Annotated in this window: 21 protein-coding genes and 2 tRNA genes; 6 read left to right on the plus strand and 17 right to left on the minus strand. The window is 67.5% G+C overall.

All coding sequences use genetic code 11. The annotated features are described in order from the left end of the window. Positions 1–96: 96 nt before the first annotated feature. A complete protein-coding gene (locus AC4EEV_RS05415; RefSeq protein ID WP_109044339.1) occupies positions 97–1,077 on the plus strand; it encodes a trypsin-like serine peptidase in 981 nt (326 codons plus the stop codon). A gap of 108 nt (positions 1,078–1,185) precedes the next feature. Here AC4EEV_RS05415 and AC4EEV_RS05420 read toward each other — a convergent pair whose 3' ends face one another. From AC4EEV_RS05420 to AC4EEV_RS05450, 7 genes are all read right to left on the minus strand, one after another. Further along, on the minus strand, positions 1,186–1,623 hold the full coding sequence (locus AC4EEV_RS05420; RefSeq protein ID WP_387456144.1) for a MaoC family dehydratase: 438 nt from the start codon (positions 1,621–1,623) through the stop codon (positions 1,186–1,188). 2 nt (positions 1,624–1,625) lie between these two features. Then, positions 1,626–2,087, minus strand: coding sequence for an FAS1-like dehydratase domain-containing protein (locus AC4EEV_RS05425; protein ID WP_491330305.1), 462 nt, complete (start codon positions 2,085–2,087; stop codon positions 1,626–1,628). A gap of 52 nt (positions 2,088–2,139) precedes the next feature. After that, positions 2,140–2,364, minus strand: coding sequence for a DUF3188 domain-containing protein (locus AC4EEV_RS05430; RefSeq protein ID WP_018760507.1), 225 nt, complete (start codon positions 2,362–2,364; stop codon positions 2,140–2,142). Between the two features lie 43 nt (positions 2,365–2,407). Continuing rightward, positions 2,408–3,367, minus strand: coding sequence for a DUF2797 domain-containing protein (locus tag AC4EEV_RS05435; protein WP_491330306.1), 960 nt, complete (start codon positions 3,365–3,367; stop codon positions 2,408–2,410). Positions 3,368–3,395: 28 nt separating this feature from the next. Further along, positions 3,396–4,259 carry an HpcH/HpaI aldolase/citrate lyase family protein gene (locus AC4EEV_RS05440; protein ID WP_018760509.1) on the minus strand — a complete coding sequence of 288 codons (864 nt, stop codon included), beginning with the start codon at positions 4,257–4,259 and terminating at the stop codon, positions 3,396–3,398. A 155-nt stretch (positions 4,260–4,414) separates the two neighbouring features. Further along, complete coding sequence (locus AC4EEV_RS05445; RefSeq protein ID WP_491330307.1) at positions 4,415–5,356, minus strand: aldo/keto reductase; 942 nt, start codon at positions 5,354–5,356, stop codon at positions 4,415–4,417. Between the two features lie 31 nt (positions 5,357–5,387). Beyond that, positions 5,388–7,100: a glycoside hydrolase family 13 protein gene (locus AC4EEV_RS05450; protein ID WP_491330308.1), complete on the minus strand. Its 1,713-nt coding sequence runs from the start codon at positions 7,098–7,100 to the stop codon at positions 5,388–5,390. A gap of 96 nt (positions 7,101–7,196) precedes the next feature. Between AC4EEV_RS05450 and AC4EEV_RS05455 the strand changes: the two genes are divergently transcribed. After that, a complete protein-coding gene (locus tag AC4EEV_RS05455) occupies positions 7,197–8,405 on the plus strand; it encodes an ROK family protein (protein ID WP_491330309.1) in 1,209 nt (402 codons plus the stop codon). Here AC4EEV_RS05455 and AC4EEV_RS05460 read toward each other — a convergent pair whose 3' ends face one another. The 8 genes from AC4EEV_RS05460 to AC4EEV_RS05495 all read right to left on the minus strand — a co-directional run bounded on the left by AC4EEV_RS05460 (position 8,406) and on the right by AC4EEV_RS05495 (position 15,827). Then, positions 8,406–9,977: a Na+/H+ antiporter gene (locus tag AC4EEV_RS05460; RefSeq protein WP_491330310.1), complete on the minus strand. Its 1,572-nt coding sequence runs from the start codon at positions 9,975–9,977 to the stop codon at positions 8,406–8,408. Between the two features lie 18 nt (positions 9,978–9,995). Beyond that, complete coding sequence (locus AC4EEV_RS05465) at positions 9,996–10,652, minus strand: SDR family oxidoreductase (RefSeq protein WP_018760514.1); 657 nt, start codon at positions 10,650–10,652, stop codon at positions 9,996–9,998. Between the two features lie 16 nt (positions 10,653–10,668). Next, entirely contained in the window at positions 10,669–11,226 is a 558-nt protein-coding gene (locus AC4EEV_RS05470) for a dihydrofolate reductase family protein (protein ID WP_491330311.1), read from the minus strand. A gap of 22 nt (positions 11,227–11,248) precedes the next feature. Beyond that, a complete protein-coding gene (gene yidC / locus AC4EEV_RS05475) occupies positions 11,249–12,058 on the minus strand; it encodes a membrane protein insertase YidC (protein ID WP_491330312.1) in 810 nt (269 codons plus the stop codon). 81 nt (positions 12,059–12,139) lie between these two features. Continuing rightward, positions 12,140–12,213: transfer RNA gene (locus tag AC4EEV_RS05480), tRNA-Met, on the minus strand. 61 nt (positions 12,214–12,274) lie between these two features. Next, positions 12,275–12,346: transfer RNA gene (locus tag AC4EEV_RS05485), tRNA-Thr, on the minus strand. Positions 12,347–12,640: 294 nt separating this feature from the next. Then, positions 12,641–14,764 carry a DEAD/DEAH box helicase gene (locus tag AC4EEV_RS05490; protein ID WP_491330313.1) on the minus strand — a complete coding sequence of 708 codons (2,124 nt, stop codon included), beginning with the start codon at positions 14,762–14,764 and terminating at the stop codon, positions 12,641–12,643. A 409-nt stretch (positions 14,765–15,173) separates the two neighbouring features. Next, positions 15,174–15,827, minus strand: coding sequence for an MOSC domain-containing protein (locus tag AC4EEV_RS05495; RefSeq protein ID WP_491330314.1), 654 nt, complete (start codon positions 15,825–15,827; stop codon positions 15,174–15,176). Between the two features lie 134 nt (positions 15,828–15,961). Between AC4EEV_RS05495 and AC4EEV_RS05500 the strand changes: the two genes are divergently transcribed. The 4 genes from AC4EEV_RS05500 to AC4EEV_RS05515 are packed head-to-tail and all read left to right on the plus strand — an operon-like array spanning position 15,962 to position 20,449. Then, complete coding sequence (locus AC4EEV_RS05500; RefSeq protein WP_491330315.1) at positions 15,962–16,555, plus strand: Tat pathway signal protein; 594 nt, start codon at positions 15,962–15,964, stop codon at positions 16,553–16,555. 3 nt (positions 16,556–16,558) lie between these two features. After that, positions 16,559–17,770 carry a glutathionylspermidine synthase family protein gene (locus tag AC4EEV_RS05505; RefSeq protein WP_491330316.1) on the plus strand — a complete coding sequence of 404 codons (1,212 nt, stop codon included), beginning with the start codon at positions 16,559–16,561 and terminating at the stop codon, positions 17,768–17,770. A gap of 13 nt (positions 17,771–17,783) precedes the next feature. Then, complete coding sequence (locus tag AC4EEV_RS05510) at positions 17,784–19,277, plus strand: APC family permease (protein WP_491330317.1); 1,494 nt, start codon at positions 17,784–17,786, stop codon at positions 19,275–19,277. Next, on the plus strand, positions 19,274–20,449 hold the full coding sequence (locus AC4EEV_RS05515) for an acyl-CoA dehydrogenase family protein (RefSeq protein ID WP_491330318.1): 1,176 nt from the start codon (positions 19,274–19,276) through the stop codon (positions 20,447–20,449). The genes AC4EEV_RS05510 and AC4EEV_RS05515 overlap by 4 nt, the downstream gene beginning before the upstream one ends. Before the next feature lie 105 nt (positions 20,450–20,554). Here the strand turns inward: AC4EEV_RS05515 and AC4EEV_RS05520 are convergent, their stop codons facing one another. Further along, positions 20,555–21,325 (minus strand): SDR family oxidoreductase, encoded by a 771-nt coding sequence (locus AC4EEV_RS05520; RefSeq protein ID WP_491330319.1) that lies wholly within the window; start codon positions 21,323–21,325, stop codon positions 20,555–20,557. A gap of 35 nt (positions 21,326–21,360) precedes the next feature. Beyond that, positions 21,361–22,722 (minus strand): MFS transporter, encoded by a 1,362-nt coding sequence (locus tag AC4EEV_RS05525; protein WP_491330850.1) that lies wholly within the window; start codon positions 22,720–22,722, stop codon positions 21,361–21,363. Positions 22,723–22,725 lie beyond the last annotated feature (3 nt).

Consider the following 22,725-nt stretch of genomic DNA (forward strand, 5'->3'; position numbering starts at 1 on the left):
AGTGTTGAATATTTACAAAGTTGTCATATGTGCGTATTTTCGAGCCAGCGGATCACAGACCTGGGTCCGCTTTCCCCGATACCGCATAGGACTGCTATGACCATTACCAGGACTCTGGCCACGAGCCTCATGAGCCTATCGACAGCCGCAGTGTTCGCTTTCTCCTCGGCCGGCGGCGCAACAGCGGCACCCTCCGCCCCCGGGAACGACGCAACTCCCGGGATCAGCAGCACCAGGACAACCGGTGACGCCGCCGACTACTGGACGCCGGAGCGGATGCGGGCAGCCGTCCCGGGCGATGCGCTCGCCAAGAAGGCACTGCAGCGGCAAAAGGGCAATGCTGCCCCGCTGGGGGAAACGCCCAGTAATGGCACCGAAACCAAAATCAAGGGATCGGATCCAACGGTCCAGCCGATGGCGAACGCCAGCGAAAGCCCCGTCCCGCATATCGGCAAGGTGTTCTTCACCCTGGGCGGAACCGACTATGTGTGCTCGGCCAACTCGGTGGCCGCCGCGAACCGGAGCACTGTGTCCACTGCGGGCCACTGCATCAACGAGGGCCCCGGCGCCTTCGCCACCCGGTTCACTTTCGTCCCCGCCTACCTCAACGGATCAGCCCCGTACGGCAAGTGGACGGCCCGTGCCCTCTACGCCCCCACCCAGTGGAGCTCCTCGGGCAACATGCAGTACGACACCGGTTTCGCCGTCATGTCGCCGCTGAACGGCCGCAACCTCGCGGACGTCGTGGGCGCCTCCGGGGTCCGGTTCAATGCCGCCCGCGGCCTCGCCTACAAGGCATTCGGCTACCCGGCCGCGCCGCCTTTCAACGGCGAATCCCTCAAGAGCTGCTCGGGGACGGCCACCAACGATCCCTATAACCCGCAGTTCAACACCCAAGGCATCCCCTGCAACATGACCGGCGGTTCGTCGGGCGGTCCTTGGTTCATTGGCACCTCCGCGGGCGGTTACCAGAACTCGGTCAACAGCTATGGCTACGGCAGCAACTCCACCACCATGTACGGCCCGTATTGGGGCTCGGTCATCCAGTCGGCCTACAACGCCGCCGCCGCTTCCTGACCCACACGTGCCAAAAAGGTTGAGGGAGGATGCCCGCGGGGCGTCCTCCCTCAACCGCATTAGACAGCCGCACCCGTGAAAACGGCCGGGCTGGATGCCAGCGCCCGGTCAGGCCAGCTTGACCAGTGCCTGGGCCTTCATCAACACCTTCTGCCCCGCGGCCACAACCGTGAGGTCAATACGTGCGGTGTTGGCCTCGGCATCGAGCTTTCCGATGATGCCGCTGACCTCCACGGTGGCGCCGGGTTCCGTGGTGCCTGTGGTATCGGTGACCAGGACGGGCTTGGTGAAGCGGGTCTGGAAATCGACGACGGCGGCAGGGTCGCCCGCCCAATCGGTGACCAGCTGGACGGCAGAGCCCATGGTGAACATGCCATGCGCGATGACACCGGGCAGTTCCACGCTGGTGGCAAAAGCCTCGTTCCAGTGGATGGGGTTGAAGTCCCCGGAGGCGCCGGCATATTTGACCAGGTCCGTGCGGGTCACCTCGATGGTGCGGTTGCCGATGTCCTGGCCGGGGCTGAGTTCAGTGAGGCTGGGGCGCATGGTTACTGTCCCTCTCCGCGGACCAGGATGGATGATGTGGTGGTGGTGACCTGCTCGCGGGAATCCCCGTCGCCGAGGGCAAAGATCTCTGAGCGGGTGGTGATCATGGCGCCGCCGCCCATGGCCCGGACACCGTCGACGTGCAGCTCCGCGACGAGGCGGTCTCCGGCCACGATGGCGCGGTGGTGGGTGAACCGCTGGTCGGCGTGGACCACGCGGGAGAAGTCGATTCCGGCTTCCGGATCCTCAATGAGCTGGGCATCGGCCCGCTGGGCGATGATGATGGCGAACGTGGGTGGGGCCACGAGATCGCGGTGGCCCAACGCCTTTGCTGCCTCAACGTCGAAGTGTGCAGCGTGCGTGGCCTTCACGGCGCATGCGAACTCGCGGATTTTCTCCCGGCCAACGTCGTACACCTCTGCGGCAGGGTAGCTGCGGCCCTGCAGGTCCGGATTGATAGTCATGGATTCCAGCCTATCCTCAGCGCGTTGGCGGCAGGAAACGCGCGCCGAAACGCTACCGGCGGAGGTTCTTCCGGATGGACTGGCCGCGGACCACCATGCCGACGACGTGCAGCACCAGGCCCAGCCCGATCAGGGGCAGGGAAGCCATGGCCAGGCCCTGGTTGCCGCCGGTGTTGCCGATGAGGTTGAGGACAATGCCGACGGCAATCAGTCCCATCGCGCTGAAGACCAGGACTTTGTAGCGGGTTGGCGCGGTGGCCCAGAATTCGTTCAGCACCGTCCAAGTCTACCGAGCCCGGGGGCCCGGCAAACCCGGCGGGTCAGAACAGGGCTTCCTGAAGTGCCGGCACTGGTGAGGCGTACTCCCCCAGCACGATGGTCCTGGCGGCCAGTTGGGACAGGTTGACCACGAACCCGGCGTCCGTGCCGTCCAGCCGGGCCAGGGCATTCGCTCCGCTCAGGGACGCGACGTCGAAGCCGTGGCACCCCCGGTCCAATGCGTGCGGGTACGCGTGGCGTGGCCCGGCCGCATGGAGGGCCCCGGCATGCACCGGCCGTACCCACTGCTCCGACACGGCGTCGAAGCCCTCGACGGCGGTGCGGGCCAGCAGGGCCCGCACCTCACCCGCGGCGCGGGCGTTGACGGCCGTCAATTCGGCGGCCGGAAGGGGGTACAACAGGGCCTCGGCCTTGGCCGCGGACCGGACCTGCTGGGTCAGGCCGGCCTGCTCCGTCACCAGGTCCTCAAGGACACGCACCACCTTTCCGTCCCGTGCCCTGGCGACGTAAGTTGCCGCCGCGGCTCCCTGTTCGGCCAGCCGGTTCCACTTTCGCGGTCCGGAGGCCGTTCCCACCTTCGTGGCGCCGCCTGCGAAGGTGGCCACATACAGCCAGTGTTCCTGCATCAGGTAGTCCCGCAAGCCGGGCGTGACCCGGCCGCCACGATGGAAATCATGCATCAGCCGGGACTCGTCCAGCACGAAGCACCGCTCGCACTGTTTTCCGCGGGCTGCGGCCGCCGCCGAGGCGCAAGGGATATGGTCCCGCCGCGTTGACGAGTGAACCACCGTATGCCCCAGGCAGGATTTCCCGGGACGGGCCACCTCGAAGCCCAGGCGTGCCCGCGGCGTGAGGCTGAGCTCCCGGAAGTCCCCGTCCGGTGACTGCAGGCGCAAAACCGGGCTGCCGGCGTCGTGCGCTGCTGTGGACGCCTGCGCCGCCGGGGAGGCGGGCACCCCATCCCAAAAGACCCCGTGGACCAGATAGGGGGTATCGGTCAACGGGGTCTCCTGCGGGAACGGGGCGGCGTTAAAGGGCCGGCTGGACCCCGAAGGCTACGGCGAGCTTCATGATCTTCTCGGCGCGGCCCAGGCGGGGCAGGTCGGAGCCGTCACGGATGACGCGGCCGTTGGCTTCGAAGTCGTTCATGAAGTCGGTGGCCCAGGCGACGTCGGACGGGGTGGGGCTGATGACCTCGTTGATCACCGGGGTCTGGTCGATCGCCAGGCAGAGCTTGCCGGTCATGCCCATCATCACCGTGATGCCGGTCTGTTCGCGCAGGATGGGGTGGTTGGTGCCCACGGTGGGGCCGTCAATGGGGCCCGGCAGGTTGCCCACCCGGCTGGCGACCACCAGCTTGGCGCGGGGGTAGGCCATGGCCTCCGGGGTGGCGGCCATGCCGGTATCGCGGCGGAAGTCGCCGGAACCGAACGCCAGCCGGAACGCGCCCTGTGCCTTGGCGATGTTGTTGGCTTCCTCGATGCCGACCGCGGATTCCACCAGCGGGATCACCGGGGTCTTGCCGTCCATGCGGTGAAAGCTCTCGGTCACCTGGTCAGCCGACTCGGTCTTGGCGAGCATGACCCCCAGCAGGCCCGGGGTGCCGCGCAGGCCCGCGAGGTCATCGGCCCAGAACGGGCTGGTGGCGTCGTTGATCCGGACCCAGGCCTGGCCGCCGGCGGTCAGCCAGTCCACCACATTGGCCCTGGCCTGGTCCTTCTGCGACGGGTCCACGGCATCTTCAATATCCAGGATGATCGAATCGGCCCGGGACACGGCCGACTGGTCGAAGAGCTCCGGCTTCATGGCATTGACGAGGAGCCACGAACGGGCGATCTCTGCGGGGATATTGCGTTCCGGCCTTACGGTTTCGGCGGCGATGGTAGACGTCATGGTTTCTACAGTATCCGCCCGGGAAGCGGCACGGCGAAGAAAACGGCCGGCTTGTGAGGATCAATACGAACTAAACGCGTTATGACCGGATACGGAAGCGGCGGGCGCCCTGATGACCATGCATCGGGACGCCCGCCGCCACCCTTGCGGAACGGTCAGGGGATGTTGCTGCCGCGCGCCGTCACCCAGAGCCGGTACCAGTCGGCCCGGGTCATGGCACCGGCCACCCTCTCCGCATCCGCACAGGCGAGGATGCGTTCGGGGTTGGCCGTCCCGATCACCGGCGCGATGCCGGACGGGTGCTTCATCAGCCAGCCCAGCAGGACCGACTCGCCGGTGGTCCCGTACTGCACCGCGAGTTCCGCCACAAGTTCTGCGGTGGCGGCCTCTGCAGGGGCCGGGCTTTCCAGCTCCGCCCCGGTGTAGGCGCCGCGGGCGAGGGACCCGTACGCCTGCAGGGTGATGTTGTTGCGGGCGCAGTACTCCAGCGTGCCGTGCGGGAAGCTGTACTCCGGGTGGTCCGGGTGGTTGACCAGGACCTGGCTTTCCAGCCATGCCCGCTTGAGCAGGCTCATCTCAAGCTGGTTGGCCACCACCGGCGTCTCCAGCCGGTCCCGCAAAGCCTCGATCTGGGCGGCGGACATGTTGGATACGCCCAACTGCCGGACGTTGCCTTCGGCCATCAGCTGCCCGACGGCGGACGCGACCTCTGCCGGGTCCGCCAGCGGATCCGGGCGGTGCAGCAGCAGGACGTCCACGAAGTCCGTCCGAAGCCTCCCGAGGCTGCCGTTGACCCGCTCCAGGATGCCTTCCCGGCTGAGGTCGTAGTGGGTCTGCAGGCCGCGTTCATTGAGCCGGATGCCGCACTTGGTCTGCAGCCGGATCCGCTCCCGCAGGCCCGGGGTGGCCGCCAGCACCTCGCCGAAAACTGCTTCCGACTTGCCCCGCCGGTAGATGTCCGCGTGATCGAACAGGGTGATCCCGGCGTCCATCGCCGCCTGGACGGCGGCAGCGGCCTGGTCCACATGCTTGGCTTCATGCGGCTCGTCAGACCAGCTGCCGCCCAGTCCCATGCACCCGTAGATGAGTTCCTGCATCAGGGGCACCCGGTTCCACGGCTGCCGTGCATCAGCGCAGCCACGCGGTGGTGTTCGCCGGCAGCTTGCCATCCTCCAGCGGCGAGCTGCTGACCAGCACTTCACCGGCGGGAAGGTCCACAGCCGTGGTCCCGAAGTTGGTCACCGACTGCCAGCCGTTGGGGCGCTTGAAGTGCAGCACATCCGGTGCGCCGGACTCGATCCACTCCAACTCTTCACCCGTGAGCAGTTCCCGGCGCAGCTTCAGGGCCTTGCGGTAGAGCTCCAGGGTGGAGCCGTCGGTGCCGTCCTGTGCCTCGACGGCGTACTTGCTGAACCAGTCCGGCTGCGGCAGGTGCGAGCCGCCGTCACCAAAGCCGAACGAGGTTCCCTCAACCTTCCACGGCAGCGGCACGCGGCAGCCGTCGCGGCCGATTTCCACGCCCTTGTTGCGGAAGTAGGACGGATCCTGGCGTTCCGATTCCGGGATGTCAGCCACTTCCTGCAGGCCCAGTTCCTCGCCCTGGTAGAGGTAGGCGGAGCCGGGAACTGCGAGCATCAGCAAGGTGGCGGCACGGGCCCGGCGTTCGCCGAGTTCCACGTCCAACTGGTCCTGTGGTCCGCCGGCGAGCAGCCAGTCCTTGCCGTCCTGGCCCTTGGCACCGGCCTTCTCCTTGGCCACCTGCGGCAGGCCGTAACGGGTGGCGTGCCTGACGACGTCGTGGTTGGAGAACACCCAGGTGGAGGAGGCACCGGTGGCAGCGGCCTCGGCAAGGTTGCGGGTGATGATCTCCTTGTACTCGGCGGCGTCGAAGTCGGCCTGCAGCAGGTCGAAGTTGAACGCCTGGCCCAGTCCCTGCGGACTGGCGTAGCGGGCGCGCCGGGTGGCGTGCACCCAGGCTTCGGCCACGGCGGTGCGCGGCGGGTTGTACTCGTTGAACACCTCACGCCATTCGGCGTAGATTTCGTGGACTTCGTCGCGGTCCCAGAACGGGTGCGAGCCGTCGTCGAATCCGTCCACACCGGTGTTGGCCGCGCTCAGTTCCAGCTTGGACAGCAGGGGCTCGGTGAGGTCCTTGGTCAGCGCGTGCGCCACGTCGACACGGAAGCCGTCCACGCCGCGGTCGGACCAGAAGCGCAGGGTCTCCAGGAAGTCGTCGCGGATCTCGCGGTTGGACCAGTTCAGGTCCGGCTGCTCCTTGGCGAAGATGTGCATGTACCACTGGCCGGGCGTGCCGTCCGGTTCGGTGATCCGCTCCCAGGCCGGTCCGCCGAACACCGAGTCCCAGTCCGACGGCGGGAACTCCCCGTTGGGGCCCTTGCCGTCGCGGAAGATGTAGCGGTCGCGGGCCGGGGATCCCTTGGGTGCGGCCAGCGCCTCCTGGAACCACCGGTGCCGGTTGGAGGAGTGGTTGGGGACGATGTCGGCGATCAGCTTGATGCCGGCGTCGTGAAGGGCCTTGGCCATCTCGTCGAAGTCCGCCAGCGTTCCGAGCTTGGGGTCGACGTCGCGGTAGTCGTCCACGTCGTAGCCGCCGTCAGCGAGCGCGGAGGGGTAGAACGGGCTCAGCCAGACGGCGTCGATTCCCAGCGATTTCAGGTACGGCACCTTGGCGGTGATGCCCCTCAGGTCACCGATGCCGTCGCCGTTGGAATCCGCGAAGCTGCGCGGGTAGATCTGGTAGACGGAAGCCTGGCGCCACCAGTTGGGGTCGGCAAGGCGGTCGGAGTCGGACAGGGTTGCCAGCGTGGCGGTGGTGGACAAGGAACGGTCCTTTTCGTCGGTGCGGGTATATTTATATTGGATCTAAATTTACTTCCCCAAGTATTATCTGGTGCATTGTGCAGGAAGGTCAACAGCATGCCTGAGCTGGTTCCGGCGACTCCCCAACTGCTGCGGCGGGTCAGCGCCGGCGCGGTCCTTGAGTTCATGCGCTCCGCTGCGGCAGTGACCGTCACGGACGTCATGGCTGCCACCGGCCTGACCCGCGCCACCACCATTGCCGTCTGCGAGGATTTGGTCCGGCGGGGCTGGATCCTGGAGCGGGAGAACCAGCGCGAGTTCGGGGGCTACCAGAAGGGCCGGCCTGCCCGCCGGTTCGAACTCAACGACCGCGCCGGCGTAGTGCTGGGTATGGACATCGGATACGCCAAGGTCACCGTGGCGGTCTCGGACCTTCGGGGCACAACCATTGGACGCGCCAGCCAGCCGTTCCAGGCCGGCGAGGTGGGATCCGCGGAACGCATTGCGTTCATTGATGGCGTTGCCACGGCCGCACTGCGCTCCGCCGCAGCGGCACCGGACCAGGTCCTGGCGGTCTGCGCCGGCGTGGCCGCGCCGGTGGACCGGCACGGGGAGGTGCTGGCAACGCAGGAATTCTGGGGCCTGTTCGATCTGGGACTGCGGCCGGCTTTGAAGGAGGCCCGGGGGTGGACTGTCCTGCTCGAGAACGACGCCAACCTGGCCGCTCTGGGCGAGCGGTGGCTGGGCTCGGCCGCCGGGATCGATGACGTCGTGGTGATCCTTGCGAGCGAACGGCTGGGATCCGGAATCGTGGAAGGGGGCCGGCTGGTTCACGGCAACCGCGGCAGCGCCGGCGAGCTCGCCTACCTGGATTTGGTGGACGGGGTGGGCGACACCTACGGGATCGCCCACCTGGCCCGGACCTGGGCCGCGGAAGCCCTGGCCGGGTCCGCCCCCACCGCACTCAGGGCCTTCCAGCCGGGCCGGGTCGAGGCCGAGCAGGTGTTCTCGGCCGCCGCGGACGGTGACGCCGTGGCCCGGGACATTCTGGACCGGCTGGCGGACAGGATGGCCCGGGTGGTGGGGACCGTGGCCACCTTGCTCAATCCGGAGCTCGTGGTGATCGGCGGCGGCGTGGCCAATTCCGCGGACGTGCTGCTGGGCCCCATCACCGCACGGCTAAAGAACTTTACCGCCACCCCCGCGCGGGTGTCCGTCTCCCCGCTGGGGGACTCGATCGTGACGGTGGGTGCGGTGCGCTGCGCCCTGGACTACGTGGAGAAGCATTCGCTCGACCTTGAGTTGGCTCTGCCGGCGCAGGCGTAGCTATTCCGGCATGATCATGGTGCGCAGGTCCAGTTGCCGCAGCACCCGGTCCGCCACCTCCGGATCCATGTCCGGTTCGTTGCGGGCCGCCACCACTTCCTGCCGCGCGGCATCCAACGCAATCGTCTGGACCGCGACGGCCAGTTCCCGCCCGCGCTTCCGTTTATCCGCCAAGGGCTCATCCGGCAGGTTGCCGCCCGCCAGCTCGACCTGCAGGCGGCGCATCCGCTCCTTGACCAGGGCCACCTTTTCCTGCGGCAGGTCCTTCATCAGGTGGTGCTGCTTCAGGGCCGCGACGGCGGCGGCCTGGGCGCGAGCGGCGAGTACCCGGACGGCGTCGCGTTCGGCCGTCCCGTCCTCGGAGGCTTTCAGGACGCGCATCAGCCACGGCAGCGTCAGGCCGGGAAGGACCAGCGTGGCCAGCAGCACCGCACAGGCAATCACCAGCACGTAGTCCCGGCCGGGGAACGGCGCACCGTCTGCCAGGGTCAGGGGCAGTGCCAGGGCCAGTGCCAGGGTGGCGAGCCCGCGCATCCCGCACCACGTCAGGATGAGGACTTCCTTCCACGACGTGGGCTGGAGGACGTTCTTGCGCTTCCGGGCACCCGCGGCGAGGATGGCCAGCCACAGGAACCGGACAGCAAAGACCAGGATGCACACCACGGCGGCCACACCGGTCATGCCAAAAATATCGGCACCCTCATCCCGGATGACGTGCCGGATCTCCAGCCCCACCAGGCCGAAGGCCAGCCCCGTGACCAGCAGTTCCACCACGTCCCAGAAGGCGTTCCGCGTGACGCGCTCGGCGGCGTCCTGGGGGCGGGCGTGGCGCTGCATCTCGAGTGCGGTGACCACGACGGCGATCACACCGGATGCGTGCACCTCCTCCGCCAGGATGTAGGCGGCGAACGGCACCACCAGGGTCACTGCGCTCCGGGCGACCATGGACGTGACCAGCCTGGTGACCAGGGCGATGACCCACCCCATGGCGACACCGACCACCACGGCAAGCGCGGCGCCCAGGAGGAAGTTCAGGACGACGTCGGACCCCACCTTGGTGCCGCCCACGGCGGCGGCGACGGCCGCCTGGAAAATGACGATGGCGGCCGCGTCATTGAACAGGCCTTCGCTCTGCAGCACGGTAATCAGGCGCCGCGGCATGTGCACCCGGCCGGCCACGGACTCCACCGCCACGGGATCCGGAGGGGCCACCATGGCGCCGAGCGCGATGGCGGCTGGAACTCCGATGCCGGGAATCATCAGCCAGGCTGCTCCGGCCACCGCAGCGGTACTGATCACCACCAGGGCCACGGCCAGCATGATCAACGTGCGCCAGCGGACCCGGAACACCGCCCACGAGCTGCGCTGGGCGGTTGCGAACAACAGCGGCGGCAGGAAGTTGGGAAGAATCAGCTCGGGTGGAATCTCGAGATCCGGAAAACCTGGAATGAACGTCAACGCCACGGCCAGGAGCAGCATCAGGACCGGGTATGGCAGCCTCAACCGGTCGCCCAATCCGACGGCCACCACCGTGGCAAGCAGCAGGCCAATGATGAGGGCGAGCTGATCCATTCGGCTTCTGCCCGGCGCCTAGGCGCGCGGTCCCAGGGCGGCGGAGACCGGAAGGGTGCCGTCGCGGAACTCGATGGTCCGCCCAGCGGTCTGGGGCAGGTCCAGCACCGCCGCCGCAACGATCGCCGTGTTGGACCGCGATGTGTCGCGGTCCCCGTCAGGTGACGGGTCGACGTCGATCAGGCCGGTTCCGGGCTTGTCAGTCAAGGCACCCGGGCCCAGGATGGTCCACTCCAGCGCGGTACCGCGCAGGTACTCGTCCGCGGCGGCCTTGGCCTCCGCATAGGCGAAGAAGCTGTTGCTCTCGGGGACCCCGTGGTCCTTGCCTGCGCCGAAGTAGGACACCATGACGTAGCGGTTGACGCCCGCCTGGCCGGCGGCGTCGATGGAGCGGATGGCAGCGTCCCGGTCAACAGCGTAGGTCCGGTCAGGGTTGCCGCCGCCGGCACCCGCGGACCAGACCACGGCGTCATGGCCCTGGAGTGCGCCGGCGATGTCCGCCGTGGTGGCATTCTCGACGTCCAGGACCACCGGCGTGGCGCCAGTCTCCTGAACGTCCGCTGCATGGTCGGGATTCCTGATGAACGAGGTGACGCTGTGGCCCTCCCCGGTCAGGAGGGCGGACAGGAGGAGGGCCACTTTCCCGTGGCCGCCAATGATGGCGATGCGTGTCATGCCCCCATTCTGCCTGCTAGGTCAGACATCTGTAACGCAGGTACACCGTGCCCGCCTCGAAGCGGCGCTCATCGACGAGCTCCAGCCCGGACTGCAGGCCGTCCGGCAGGAAACGCAGGCCGCCACCGACGGCCACCGGGGTGATGAACAGCCGGTACTCGTCCACGAGGCCGGCATTCAGGGCGTGCGCCGCGAGCGTGGGCCCGCCAATGGCGATGTCCTTGCCGCCGGCGGACTTCAGGCTGCGCACATCCTCCGGCCGGAACTGGCGTTCCACCCGGGTCCTGGGTGTCGCCGCGGCGTCAAGAGTCGTCGAGTACACCACCTTGTCCGCCCCCTTCCAGATCCGCGCATAGTCCTGGATCACGGCCGGTTCATCCGATGTGTCCCACGTTTCCCAGGCCGACATGACCTCATACATCCTGCGGCCGAAAAGGTACGTACCCACCTCCCGTTCGAGGTCGTTAATGAAGGCATGGACTTCCTCGTCGGGGGCGGACCAGGAAAAGTTGCCGTCCCGGCCCGCGGTGTAGCCGTCGAGGGACATGATTCCGGAATAGATCAGCTGCGCCATGGGCCCATTCTGCACGTGGAACTCATGCAGGCCCAGGACTTCGTGCCACCAGGTACTGCTGCCCAAAAGTCCAGAGGTTGGAGACGGTCCAGTAGGCCAGCACGCCGATGGGGAAGAAAATGCCGCCCACGCCAAAAACCAGCGGCAGCACATACAGCAGGATCTTCTGCTGCCGGACCAGCGGGCTCCCCGGGTCCTGCGTGCCCATGGCCCGTGCAGCCACGAGTCTTTGGGTCAGGAACTGGCATCCGATCATCAACAGGATCATGGCGACAGCGAGCACGGCCACGGTGGCGGGATCGCCCCCGCCGTGAACCAGGGACGCGGACAGGGGTGCCCCGAAAATGCTGGCCGAGTCGAATTGGGCCACCTGCGCCGGGCCCATGGCGCCGATGCCGGTCCCCTGCTGCGAGGCGTTTGAGACCCCTGACAGGACCTGGAACAGGGCCAGGAAGAACGGCGCCTGGATCAGCAGGGGCAGGCACGCGGAGAAGGGATTGGTGCCGTGCTTCCGGTACAGGGCCATCTGCTCCTGGGCCATGGCCTGCCGTGAAGCCTGGTCTGTCCTGCCCTTGTACCTGTCCTGCAGCTCCTTCAGGTCCGGCTGCAGGCGGTTCATCCTGCGCTGGGCCCGGACCTGGGCCAGGAACACCGGAATAAGGGCGGCACGGATCACCAGGACCAGGCCCACGATGGCCAGGGTCCACGTTAGGCCGGCCGCCGGAGGCATTCCCGCCGAACTGAGCCCGTCGTGGAAAGCCACCATGATGACGGACACCAGCCACCGGAACGGCTCCAGGACCGCAGCAACAACATCCACCGAATCACCCATCCGCCAGTTGCTGCAAAGCTACTGCCGATCCGGGAAACAGAAAAGCCCCCGGATCCTTGCGGATTCCGGGGGCTTAGCCTGTAGCGGTGGGGAGGCTCGATCTCCCGACCTCACGATTATGAGTCGTGCGCTCTAACCAACTGAGCTACACCGCCACGAATGAGAAAAACCTGCGTCAAGCCGGTCAAAACCGCCTTGACGCAGGCCCTCATTCAGAGCCCCCCACCGGAATCGATCCGGTGACCTCGTTCTTACCAAGAACGCGCTCTACCACTGAGCTAGGGGGGCAACGAGTAAATACTCTACCGGAAGATTTCCGCACCAACAAATCGGCGCCTGGAGCCCCTCCCGGACGGTTGGACAGGCTCTTTGGAGGTCCGCGAAAGGTTGTTTTCCCCGGATTTCCGGGGCTGCAGGGGCAAAGGGCAGCAAGGAGGACGACGGCGGCAGCGGTCTTTTCGGGCCCTCTGCCCAGCGCTCCGGGGCACGAATGTGGCGAGTCCCACACCCGTGCGCTTAAACGCCGATGGGCCGGCTCGAAAGCCGGCCCATCGCCGTCGTCAATTCCTCAACGCGGGGCGTTTACCACTTGCCCTTGCGGTTGAAGTCGCGGTGTCCGCTGTCGCCGCCGTGGCGGGGCTTGCGGGAGCCGTCGCCGTGGCCACCGAAGCGCGAGTCGCCGGCCTGGCCCCGGTCGCTGAAGGACCGCTCCGACCGCTCGGTGTAAGAACGTCCGCCGCGCTCAGCAGAGGACCGTTCGCCGTCGTTCTTCCGGAATTCCTTCTTGAACCCGCCGTTGCCCTTGAAGTTGCCTCCGCGGTTGCCCTGGTAGCTGGGACGGTCGCCGGACGGCCTGCGGCCGTTGTCCAGCTCGAGGTGAATCAATTCGCCGCCGATCCGGGTACGGGACAAGGCGCGCAGCTGCTCGGGGCTCAGGTCTGCGGGCAGCTCCACCAGGGAGTGGTCCGAGCGGATGTCGATCCCGCCGATCTGCGCGGACGAGATGCCGCCTTCGTTGGCAATGGCGCCCACGATGGAGCCGGGCATGACGCGCTGGCGGCGTCCCACGGCGATCCGGTAGGTGGCATTGCCCTCGGTCAGTGCGCGGGTGGGCCCGCGGGAACCGAAGCCGTCCTTGGAGCGCTCGCGCTTCTGGAATTCAGGAGCGGCGGGCAGCTCCTTGACCAGGAGCGGCTGGCCGCCCTGCGCCATCACGGCAAGGGCCGCAGCGATCTCTGCTGCCGGGACGTTGTGCTCTTCCTCGTAGGAGGCGATGAGGTCGCGGAAGGCCGCGACGTCCTCGGAGGCGAGGGTCTCGGTGATGCGCTCGGCGAACTTGCCCAGGCGCAGCGTGTTCACGGTCTCGGCCGTGGGCAGGTGCATCTGTTCCACCGGCTGGCGGGTGGCCTTTTCGATGGAACGCAGCAGGTACTTCTCCCGCGGCGTCATGAACAGGATCGCTTCGCCGGAACGGCCGGCACGGCCCGTGCGGCCGATGCGGTGCACGTAGGACTCGGTGTCATGCGGGATGTCGTAGTTGATGACGTGGCTGATCCGCTCGACGTCAAGGCCACGGGCGGCGACGTCGGTGGCCACCAGAATGTCGATCCGGCCTTCCTTCAGCGCGTCAACGGTGCGCTCGCGCTGCTGCTGCGGGATGTCGCCGTTGATGGCGGCAGCCTGGAATCCGCGGGACTTCAGCTTGTCGGCCAGGTCCTCGGTGGCCATCTTGGTCCGCACGAAGGCGATGACGCCGTCGAAGTCTTCGACCTCAAGGATGCGGGTCAGCGCGTCCAGCTTCTGCGGGCCCATGATCTGCAGGTAGCGCTGCCGGGTGTTGGCACCGGTGGTGGTCTTGGACTTGACCTGGACCTCGGCCGGATTGTTGAGGTACTGCTTGGACATCCGGCGGATCTGACCCGGCATGGTGGCCGAGAACAGCGCCACCTGGCGGTCCTCCGGGGTCTGCTGGAAGATCTGCTCCACGTCTTCGGCGAAGCCCATCCGCAGCATCTCGTCAGCCTCGTCCAGCACCAGGTACTGGAGTTCGGACAGGTCCAGGGAACCCTTGGAGATGTGGTCGATCACGCGGCCGGGGGTACCCACAACCACCTGGGCGCCGCGGCGGAGGCCGGCGAGCTGGGGGCCGTAGGCGGACCCGCCGTAGACCGGCAGCACGGTGAAGTCATCGATGTGCTTGGCGTAGGAGGTGAACGCTTCGGCGACCTGGAGCGCCAGCTCGCGGGTGGGAGCCAGGACCAGGGCCTGGGTCTTCCGGGAGGGGCCGTTGAGGTCATGGAGTTCGGCCAGGCGGGACAGTGCCGGTACTGCGAATGCTGCAGTCTTACCGGTGCCGGTCTGGGCCAGGCCCACGACGTCGCGGCCTTCAAGCAGCAGCGGGATGGTGGCTGCCTGGATGGGGGACGGCTTTTCGTACCCGACGTCCTGCAGGGCGGCCAGGACGCGGCCATCGATGCCAAGATCGGCGAACTTGACGGTGTTTTCGTCTTCGTCCGCAGCAGGGGTGGCCGTGGCGGGGGCCTCAGCAGCAGGGGCTTCCGCGGCGGGCGCCTCAGCAGCAGGGGCTTCCGCGGCGGGAGCCTCGGCAGCAGGCGCTTCAACAGCGGGGGCTGCGGAGGGAGCGGTTACGGGAGCCTCGGCGGCGTCCTCGACAACAGCGGTGGTTTCGTTCTGATTTTCGGGCATAGGGAGATATTCCTCATCCATAGGGGGCCAGGCGGCACAACCCGAGGTGAGCGGAGCCGCAGTACACGTGCCGATGGTGCCGGGCAGACGTTGACCGGCCGGTCACAGAAGTCCGGCGCTTTCGCAATCCCGTGGCAGGACTTCGCACTGCATCTCTTGGCTGCTATCCCAGCAGTCTGTACAGCGTTTTCTTTAGCCGGCTCTCCCTATGAAAATGCCCGCATCGCTTGCGCGGGCCCCAACACTTGCCAGTCCTGCCTCAAAAATTGGGCAGGAATAAGGGATTTCCGGAGTGGGGGATATTTCAAGTGTAAGGGACGGACACCGCCTGCGGGAAATCAAGGGCCCGACGACGGCGGTGAGCTTGCGCACACGGCCCGGGAACAGCGCGCAACGGGGCTTGTGGCGGCTACTCCCCCAGCCGCCGCATCAGTGCCTCGAACCTGGTGTGGTATTCCTCCTGGAGCCTGATTTCGCCGTCGGCCTCGGCATCGCGGAGGGCCTCGACGGCCTCCGCGTCGGGCGCACTGAACCACCGGCCGATGGTGACTCCATGGCGCGGCACGAATGTTTGGTGGATGTAATCGCCCGCCTGGATGGTGCCGGTGCGGATGACGCGCAGGTAGGCGCCCACCCGCCCTTCCTCGGTGAAGCGCTTCACCCACTGGGGTTCCTTCATCCGGCGTTGGAAGGTGGCGCAAGGGACGCGCGGAGAGGTGACCTCAAGGACGACGTCGGCGCCCACCTGCCAGCGCTCCCCGATCACCGCGTTGGTTGGTTCGATGCCGGAGACCCGCAGGTTCTCCCCAAAGATTCCCGGCGGCAGCTCGCGTCCGAGCGTCCCGGTCCAGAAGTCCGCGTCGGACTGCGAGTAGGCGTAGATGGCCTGGTCCTCGCCGCCGTGGTGGACCCGGTTGGCCTGGATGTCCCCGTGTACGCCCAACTTGTGCACCTTCACGGGACCTTCGGACGGGCGTTTGTCGATCGCGGTGACACCAACGTTTCCTTGGTCTCCCAGGAGCTGGTGGACGCGGCAGACGGCGAGGACAGAAGCTGGTTCCATGGCTTCAGTCTAGGGTTCCTGCCGGTGGTGCCAATCTCGTCAACTCACTGTTGCAGGGACTACGCTGGGTCGAGACTTGCAGGTGGGGGTGCAGCGCTGCGCCCAAATAGTGTTGACAACCGAGGGGGACGGCCGTGGACTCGAACGAAAAAGACCCGAAAGAGGACCCGGAGAAAACACCTCCGGAGGGAGGCGGAAGCGTCAAGCCGCCGCCTTGGCAGGTCCCCAAGCCGGAGCTGCGCCCCGACCTCCTCAACGAGCCCGTCCCCCTGGTGGATCCGTTTGCCCGCGAGCGCGAAAAGCAGCTCAACGCCGCTGCGGCGCGGAAGAAGCGTTCCCAGCGACGCACGGTGGTGGTGGGCCTGGGCGTCACGGCCCTCCTGGCGGGAACCATCACGGCGGTGGTGGCCAGCAACGAGGATGACCCCGAATACGCGCAGGTCTGCTTCAACGACGACACCGGCGAGCGCGTCGAGGACACCAACTGCGACAGCTCCGCCGGCCGCAGCGGCGGCGTCTACGCCTGGTATTTCTACTCCCGCGGGGCCAGCGTTCCGCCGGTGGGCCAGAACAGGTCCACGGCGCCGGGTTACACGCGGACTATCCCCAGCGGGGCAAAGGCCTCCACGGGGTACAGCAGCAAGGGCGGCACGGTCAGCCGCGGCGGGTTTGGTTCCAGCGCCAAGAGCGGCTCGAGTGGCGGCGGCGGCAAGGTCTCGGGAGGCTGAGCGGTGAAGAGACTGACATCCCAACCACGGCCCGGCTGGAAGCAGAAGATCGAAGAGCAGGGCCTGGTCTTCTCCACCACCACTATGGACGACGGACGCCGGATCGAGTACTGGAACGAATCGGCGTATTACGAGTTCAGCATGGACGAGGTGGAGACTCTTGAGGTCGCGGCCGAGGACATGCACCGGATGTGCCTGGAGGCGGCGAAGTTCCTGGCCACCGGGGCCATGGGGAGCATCGGCATCGGCCCCCAGGCCTTGGAGCTGGCGGCTGAATCCCTGCAGGCCGCCGACGTGGACGTCTACGGCCGGTTCGACTTCATCTACGACGGCCGGGGCGGCCCGGCCAAGATGCTCGAATACAACGCCGACACCCCCACCGGACTCATCGAGGCCTCCGTGGCGCAGTGGTTCTGGCTGCAGGACGTGTTCCCGGAGAAGGACCAGTGGAACGGCATCCACGAGGCCCTGATCCGGCAGTGGAAGAAGTTCCAGTACCGCACCGGCATGAGCACCCTCCACGTGGCCCACTCCGAGGTGGAGGAATCAGGCGAGGACTGGATGACTGCCGCGTACATGCGCGACGTCGCCAGCCAGGCGGGATGGACCACCATCGGGATCAACATGTCGGATATCGGTTGGGACCCCAACCTGAACCGGTTCGTGGACCTGGACAACTTCATGATCAGCACCATCTTCAAGCTGTACCCGTGGGAGCTGATGATGAAGGAAGAGTTCGGGCCCCGCCTCCTGGAACGTGCCCATAATCCGCGATGGGTTGAGCCGGCCTGGAAAATGCTGCTCTCCAACAAAGCCCTGCTGGCCGCCTTGTGGCACCTCTACCCGGACCACCCCAACCTGCTGCCCGCGTACCTCACGGACCCGGGGCCGCTGACGGAATGGGTGGCCAAGCCCCTGCACGGCCGCGAAGGCGACAACATCCGGATCCACGCGGACGGCCTCACCGTGGAACAGCCTGGCGGTTACGGCCGCGAGGGGTGGTGCTACCAGCAGTACCATGCCCTTCCCGACTTCGACGGCAACCGTCCCGTGCTGGGCCTTTGGGTGGTGGACGGCGAATCCGTGGGCTGCGGCATCCGGGAATCCGACGGCCCGGTCACGGACTACTTCTGCCGCTTCGTACCCAACACCATCGACGCACCGGCACCGCTTTCGGCCGTGGCCAACTCCAGCAAGGCAGGTATCGTCCTATGAACCCGGAGACAGCATGAGCACGGATATCACGACGACGGGAGGCCCCGGCAGCGGGCCCGGCGCCCCGGTGCCGGGCAAGGGATTGCGGGCCGGGATCCTGGACCTCGGCGACTCGGTGATGCTGGGGCTGGCCTCCACTGCCCCGGTGTACTCGCTGGCCGCCACCTTGGGCCTGATCGTTGCCGTGAACGGCAACTACACTCCCCTGATCCTGCTGTTGGGATTCGTCCCGGTCCTGTTCATCGCTTACGCCTTCCGCGAGCTCAACAGTGCAATCCCGGACTGCGGCACCACTTTCACCTGGTCCCGCCAGGCTTTCGGCCCGTGGGCGGGCTGGTTGGGCGGCTGGGGAGTGGCACTGGCCGGGATTGTGGTCCTGGCCAACCTTGCCCAGGTGGCCGGCCAGTATGTGTGGCTGCTGGTGGGTGACGGATCGCTTGCGCAGAACAAGGTGGTGGTCACCGCCACGGGCCTGCTGTTCATCGTCCTGATGACCCTGGTGAACTACCGCGGTATCCGGTTGGGTGAGCACGTCCAGCGGGTGCTGACCTATGTCCAGTACATCGCCCTGGGCGTCTTCGCCCTTGCCCTGGTGGCGCGGATCGTGGGCGGCGCCCCGGAGGGCCAGGCCTTCGACTTTGAGTGGTTCAACCCGGCGGGAGCCTTCGCCGATCCCGGAGCCGTGGTGCATGGAACCCTCTTTGCCCTGTTCATCTACTGGGGCTGGGACACCTGCCTTGCCGTGAACGAGGAGACCGAGAACCCCGCCAGTACGCCCGGCCGCGGGGCCGTGATTTCAGCGTTCGTCCTGATGGCGATCTACGTTTCGGTGGCACTGCTGGTGATGATGTACGCCACCGTGGGCTCCGAGGGCATCGGCCTGGGCAACGAGGCAAACAAGGACGATGTCTTCCTCGCCATGAAGGACGTGGTCCTGGGACCCTGGGGCTGGCTGATCGTCGTCGCGGTCCTGGCTTCCGTCCTGTCCTCCACCCAGACCACCATCCTGCCAACGGCCCGCGGCACCCTGTCCATGGGTGTCCACGGGGCCCTTCCGGCGAAATTCGCGGAGGTCCACGAGCGGAACCAGACGCCCGGTTTCTCCACCCAGGTGATGGGCGGGGCGGCTGCTGCCTACTACGTGGCCATGAGCTTCCTGAGCGAGAACCTGCTGGCTGACTCCATCAGCGCCATCAGCCTGTTCATCGCGTTCTACTACGCCCTCACCGGGTACGCCTGCTTCTGGTACTTCCGTACCACCTTGCGGGACTCCGCGCGGAACCTCTGGTTCCGCGGCATCCTTCCCCTCCTCGGGGCGGTGCTGCTGACTGCTGCGTTCTTCGTCTCCGCCGTGCAGATGTGGGACCCGGCGTACGGGAATACCCGGATCCTCGGCGTTGGCGGTGCCTTTGTCAGCGGCGTGGTGCTGCTGGCGCTGGGCGTGGTCCTGGCCGCCGTGTGCAGGTTCCTGCCGGCCACCCGCGGCTACTTCGAGGTGAAGCGTTGAGCGCCGGCCCGTCCGATGTCCTGGACCTCGACTCCCTGCTGTCAGCAGACGAGCTGGAGCTCCGCGAGCACATCCGGGACTACACCCGCCAACGGATCAAACCGGATATCGCCCGCTGGTACGAGGACGCGGTGTTCCCGCTGGAGCTGGCCACCGAACTCGGCGAGCTGGGCGTCCTGGGGATGCACCTGGAAGGCTATGGCTGCCCGGGCCGGACCGCCGTCGAATACGGACTCGCGGCCATGGAACTGGAAGCGGGCGACTCCGGAATCCGCACGTTCGTGTCCGTCCAGGGTTCGCTGGCCATGACCGCCATCCACACCTGGGGCTCGGAGGAGCAGAAGCAGGAGTGGCTGCCGCGGATGGCCGCCGGCGAGGTGATCGGCTGCTTCGCCCTGACCGAACCCAGCGCTGGTTCAGATCCTGCCGCCATGGCCACCTTCGCCGAGCGGGACGGCAGCGGGGATGACGCCGGGTGGGTGCTGAACGGCGCCAAGCGGTGGATCGGCCTGGCCTCGGTGGCCGGGGTGATGGTGGTCTGGGCCATGACGGACGACGGCGTGCACGGTTTCCTGGTGCCGGCGGGAACCCCCGGCGTGACGGCAACGCCCATCCGGCAGAAGCTCTCCATGCGCGCGTCCATCCAGTGCGACGTGGTGTTCGACGACGTCCGGCTGGGCCCGGAGGCGCTGCTGCCTGCGGCCCGCGGGCTGCGTGGCCCGTTCACCTGCCTGAACGAGGCCCGGTACGGCATCGCCTGGGGCGCCATGGGCGCGGCCCGTGACTCCTACGAGGCCGCGCTGGCCTATTCGCTGGACCGGCAGCAGTTCGGCAAACCGCTGGCCGGGTACCAGCTCACGCAGGAGAAGCTGGTGAACATGCTGCTGGAGATCCAGAAAGGCACTCTCCTGGCGCTGCACCTGGGCCGCCTGAAGGACGCCGGGGCCCTCCGGCCGGAGCAGATTTCGCTGGCCAAGCTGAACAACGTCCGCGAAGCCATCGCCGTGGCGCGCGAAGCCCGGACCATCCTGGGTGGCAACGGCATTACCGGCGACTACTCACCGCTCCGGCACGCCGCGAACCTCGAGTCGGTCCGGACCTACGAAGGCGCCGACGAGGTCCACACCCTGATCCTGGGCAGGCATGTCACCGGGCTGGACGCCTTCCACTGACCCTTCTTCCCAACCAGGTCGCAGTTGTTGTCGTTTTGGCGATCCAAAACGACATCTAGTGCGAGCCAGTTGGGAGGGCGCGGGGCGAACTGGGCCGCAGGGAGCTCAGGCGGAGAAGCCGCCGTCGGCCTTGATCAGCTGCCCGGAGACCCAGCGCCCGGCGGGCGAGAGCAGGAACGCCACCGTTCCGGCGACGTCTGCAGGGGTGCCGAGGCGGCCGGTGGGCTGCTGGGCGGTGAGCTCCTCCTTTAGGTCGGGAGTCATCCATCCCGTATCGATGGGCCCCGGGTTCAGGACGTTCGCCGAGATGCGCTGTGGACCCAGCTCGCGTGCGGCGGCAATGACGATCCGGTCCAGGGCACCCTTGGAGGCGCCGTAGGGAAGGTTGAACGCGGTGTGGTCGCTGGTCAGTGCCACGATCGCGCCGCCGTCGTCCGGGGCCTGGCGGGCGAACGCGGCGATCAGCTGCCAGCTGGCGCGCGTGTTCACCGCGAAGTGCCGGTCGAAGGACTCCACGCTGGTGTCCAGCACCCCCGAATCCACCGATTCGGCATGGCTGAGCACGAGGCCCCGCAGCGGACCAGCAAGCTCCACGGCCTCGGCCACCAGCCTGTCCGGCACGCCGGGGTCCTGCAGGTCCGCGGGAACGGCGTGGACCGTGGCGCCGATGGCTTCGAGCTCGGCGGTAAGGCGGAGGACATCGTCAGGCTCACTCCCCCACGGCATCCGGGCGTCATAGCCCGCCCAGTACGAGAGGACGAGGTCCCAGCCATCGGCGGCCAGCTGCCGGGTGATGCCGGCACCGATGTTCCCGGTGCGCCCGGCGCCGGTGACCAGGGCAACGGGGCGGGCAGCGGCGGGTGCGTCTGATTCCATCCGACCAGCCTAGCGCCGCCTTGTGGGGCGCTGGTTCAGGCCGCAGCCGGCTCCGCTTCCCGCGAACTCCGGTCCCGGCGGATGGTGGCGCTGATGACCGCAGCGATGGTGCACATGGCCGCCGCACCCAGCCAGGCGTAGGTGTAGTGCCCGGTGGCATCGCGCAGGGCTCCGGCGGCGATGGCCGCCGCGGCGGCGCCCAGCTGGTGGGCCGCGAACACCCAGCCGAAGACCACGCTGCCGTCCGCACCAAACGTCTCGCGGCAGATGGCGGCCGTGGGAGGAACGGTGGCTACCCAGTCCAGGCCGTAGATGACCACGAACACGATCATGCTGGGCTGGACCTCGGCGTTCAGCAGCAATGGCAGCACCAGCAGCCCGATGCCGCGGAACTGGTAGTAGACGGCCAGCAGGACGCGGGGATTGAACCTGTCGGTCAGCCAGCCGGAGGCGATGGTGCCGATGATGTCGAAGATCCCGACGACGGCGAGCAGTCCCGCGGCCGTCGTTTCGGGCATGCCGTGGTCGTGCGCGGAGGGGATGAAGTGGGTGCCGATCAGCCCGTTGGTGGTGGCTCCACAGATGGCGAAACCTGCCGCCAGCGCCCAGAACGTCCGGACTTTGATGGCCCGGCGGAGGACCTGGAGGGCGCGGACGGCGGCGTTGGCGCGGGGCCCGTCCGCGGCTGCGGGGACTTTGGCTCCGTCCGGCATCACGGCGTCCGCGGGCACCGGGGGAAGGGCACCGTACGGCAACACCCCGACGTCGGCGGGCGAGTTCTTGAGGAACTTCAGCACCAGCGGGACCACGGCGAGGGCGCCCGCGGCGATCAGCAGGGATGCCTGCCGCCAGCCGGGGTCCTGTGCCAGGAGGGCGATGAACGGCAGGAAGACGAGCTGGCCGGCGGCGCTGCCGGCGGTCAGGATGCCGATGACCAGCCCGCGGTTTTTGGTGAACCAGGTGTTGGCGATGGTGGCCGCGAAGACCAAGGCCATGGAACCGGTGCCGAGGCCGATCAGCAGGCCCCAGGTCAGCAGGATCTGCCAGGACTGGTTCACCAGCACCGTCAAGGCGCTGCCGAGGCCGATCAGGACCAGGGCTGTTGCCGTGACGGCGCGGATGCCGAACCGTTCCATCAGGGCGGCGGCGAACGGTGCGGTCAGGCCGAACAGGACAAGGTTGATGCTGACCGCAGCCGACAGGACCGTGGTGGACCAGCCGAACTCCTGCTGGAGCGGGACCATGAGCACCCCGGGGGCCGCCCGGAATCCAGCCGCCCCGACCAGCGCAAGGAACGCCACGGCGGCGACGATCCATGCCGGGTGCAGCCGGCGGCGCCGGACCGTGTCCGGCCCGGCGGCGGCTTCGGCGGGTAGTTCGGCTGCTTCCTCGGGCAGGGT

This window comes from Pseudarthrobacter sp. MOO14 (assembly GCF_058267675.1).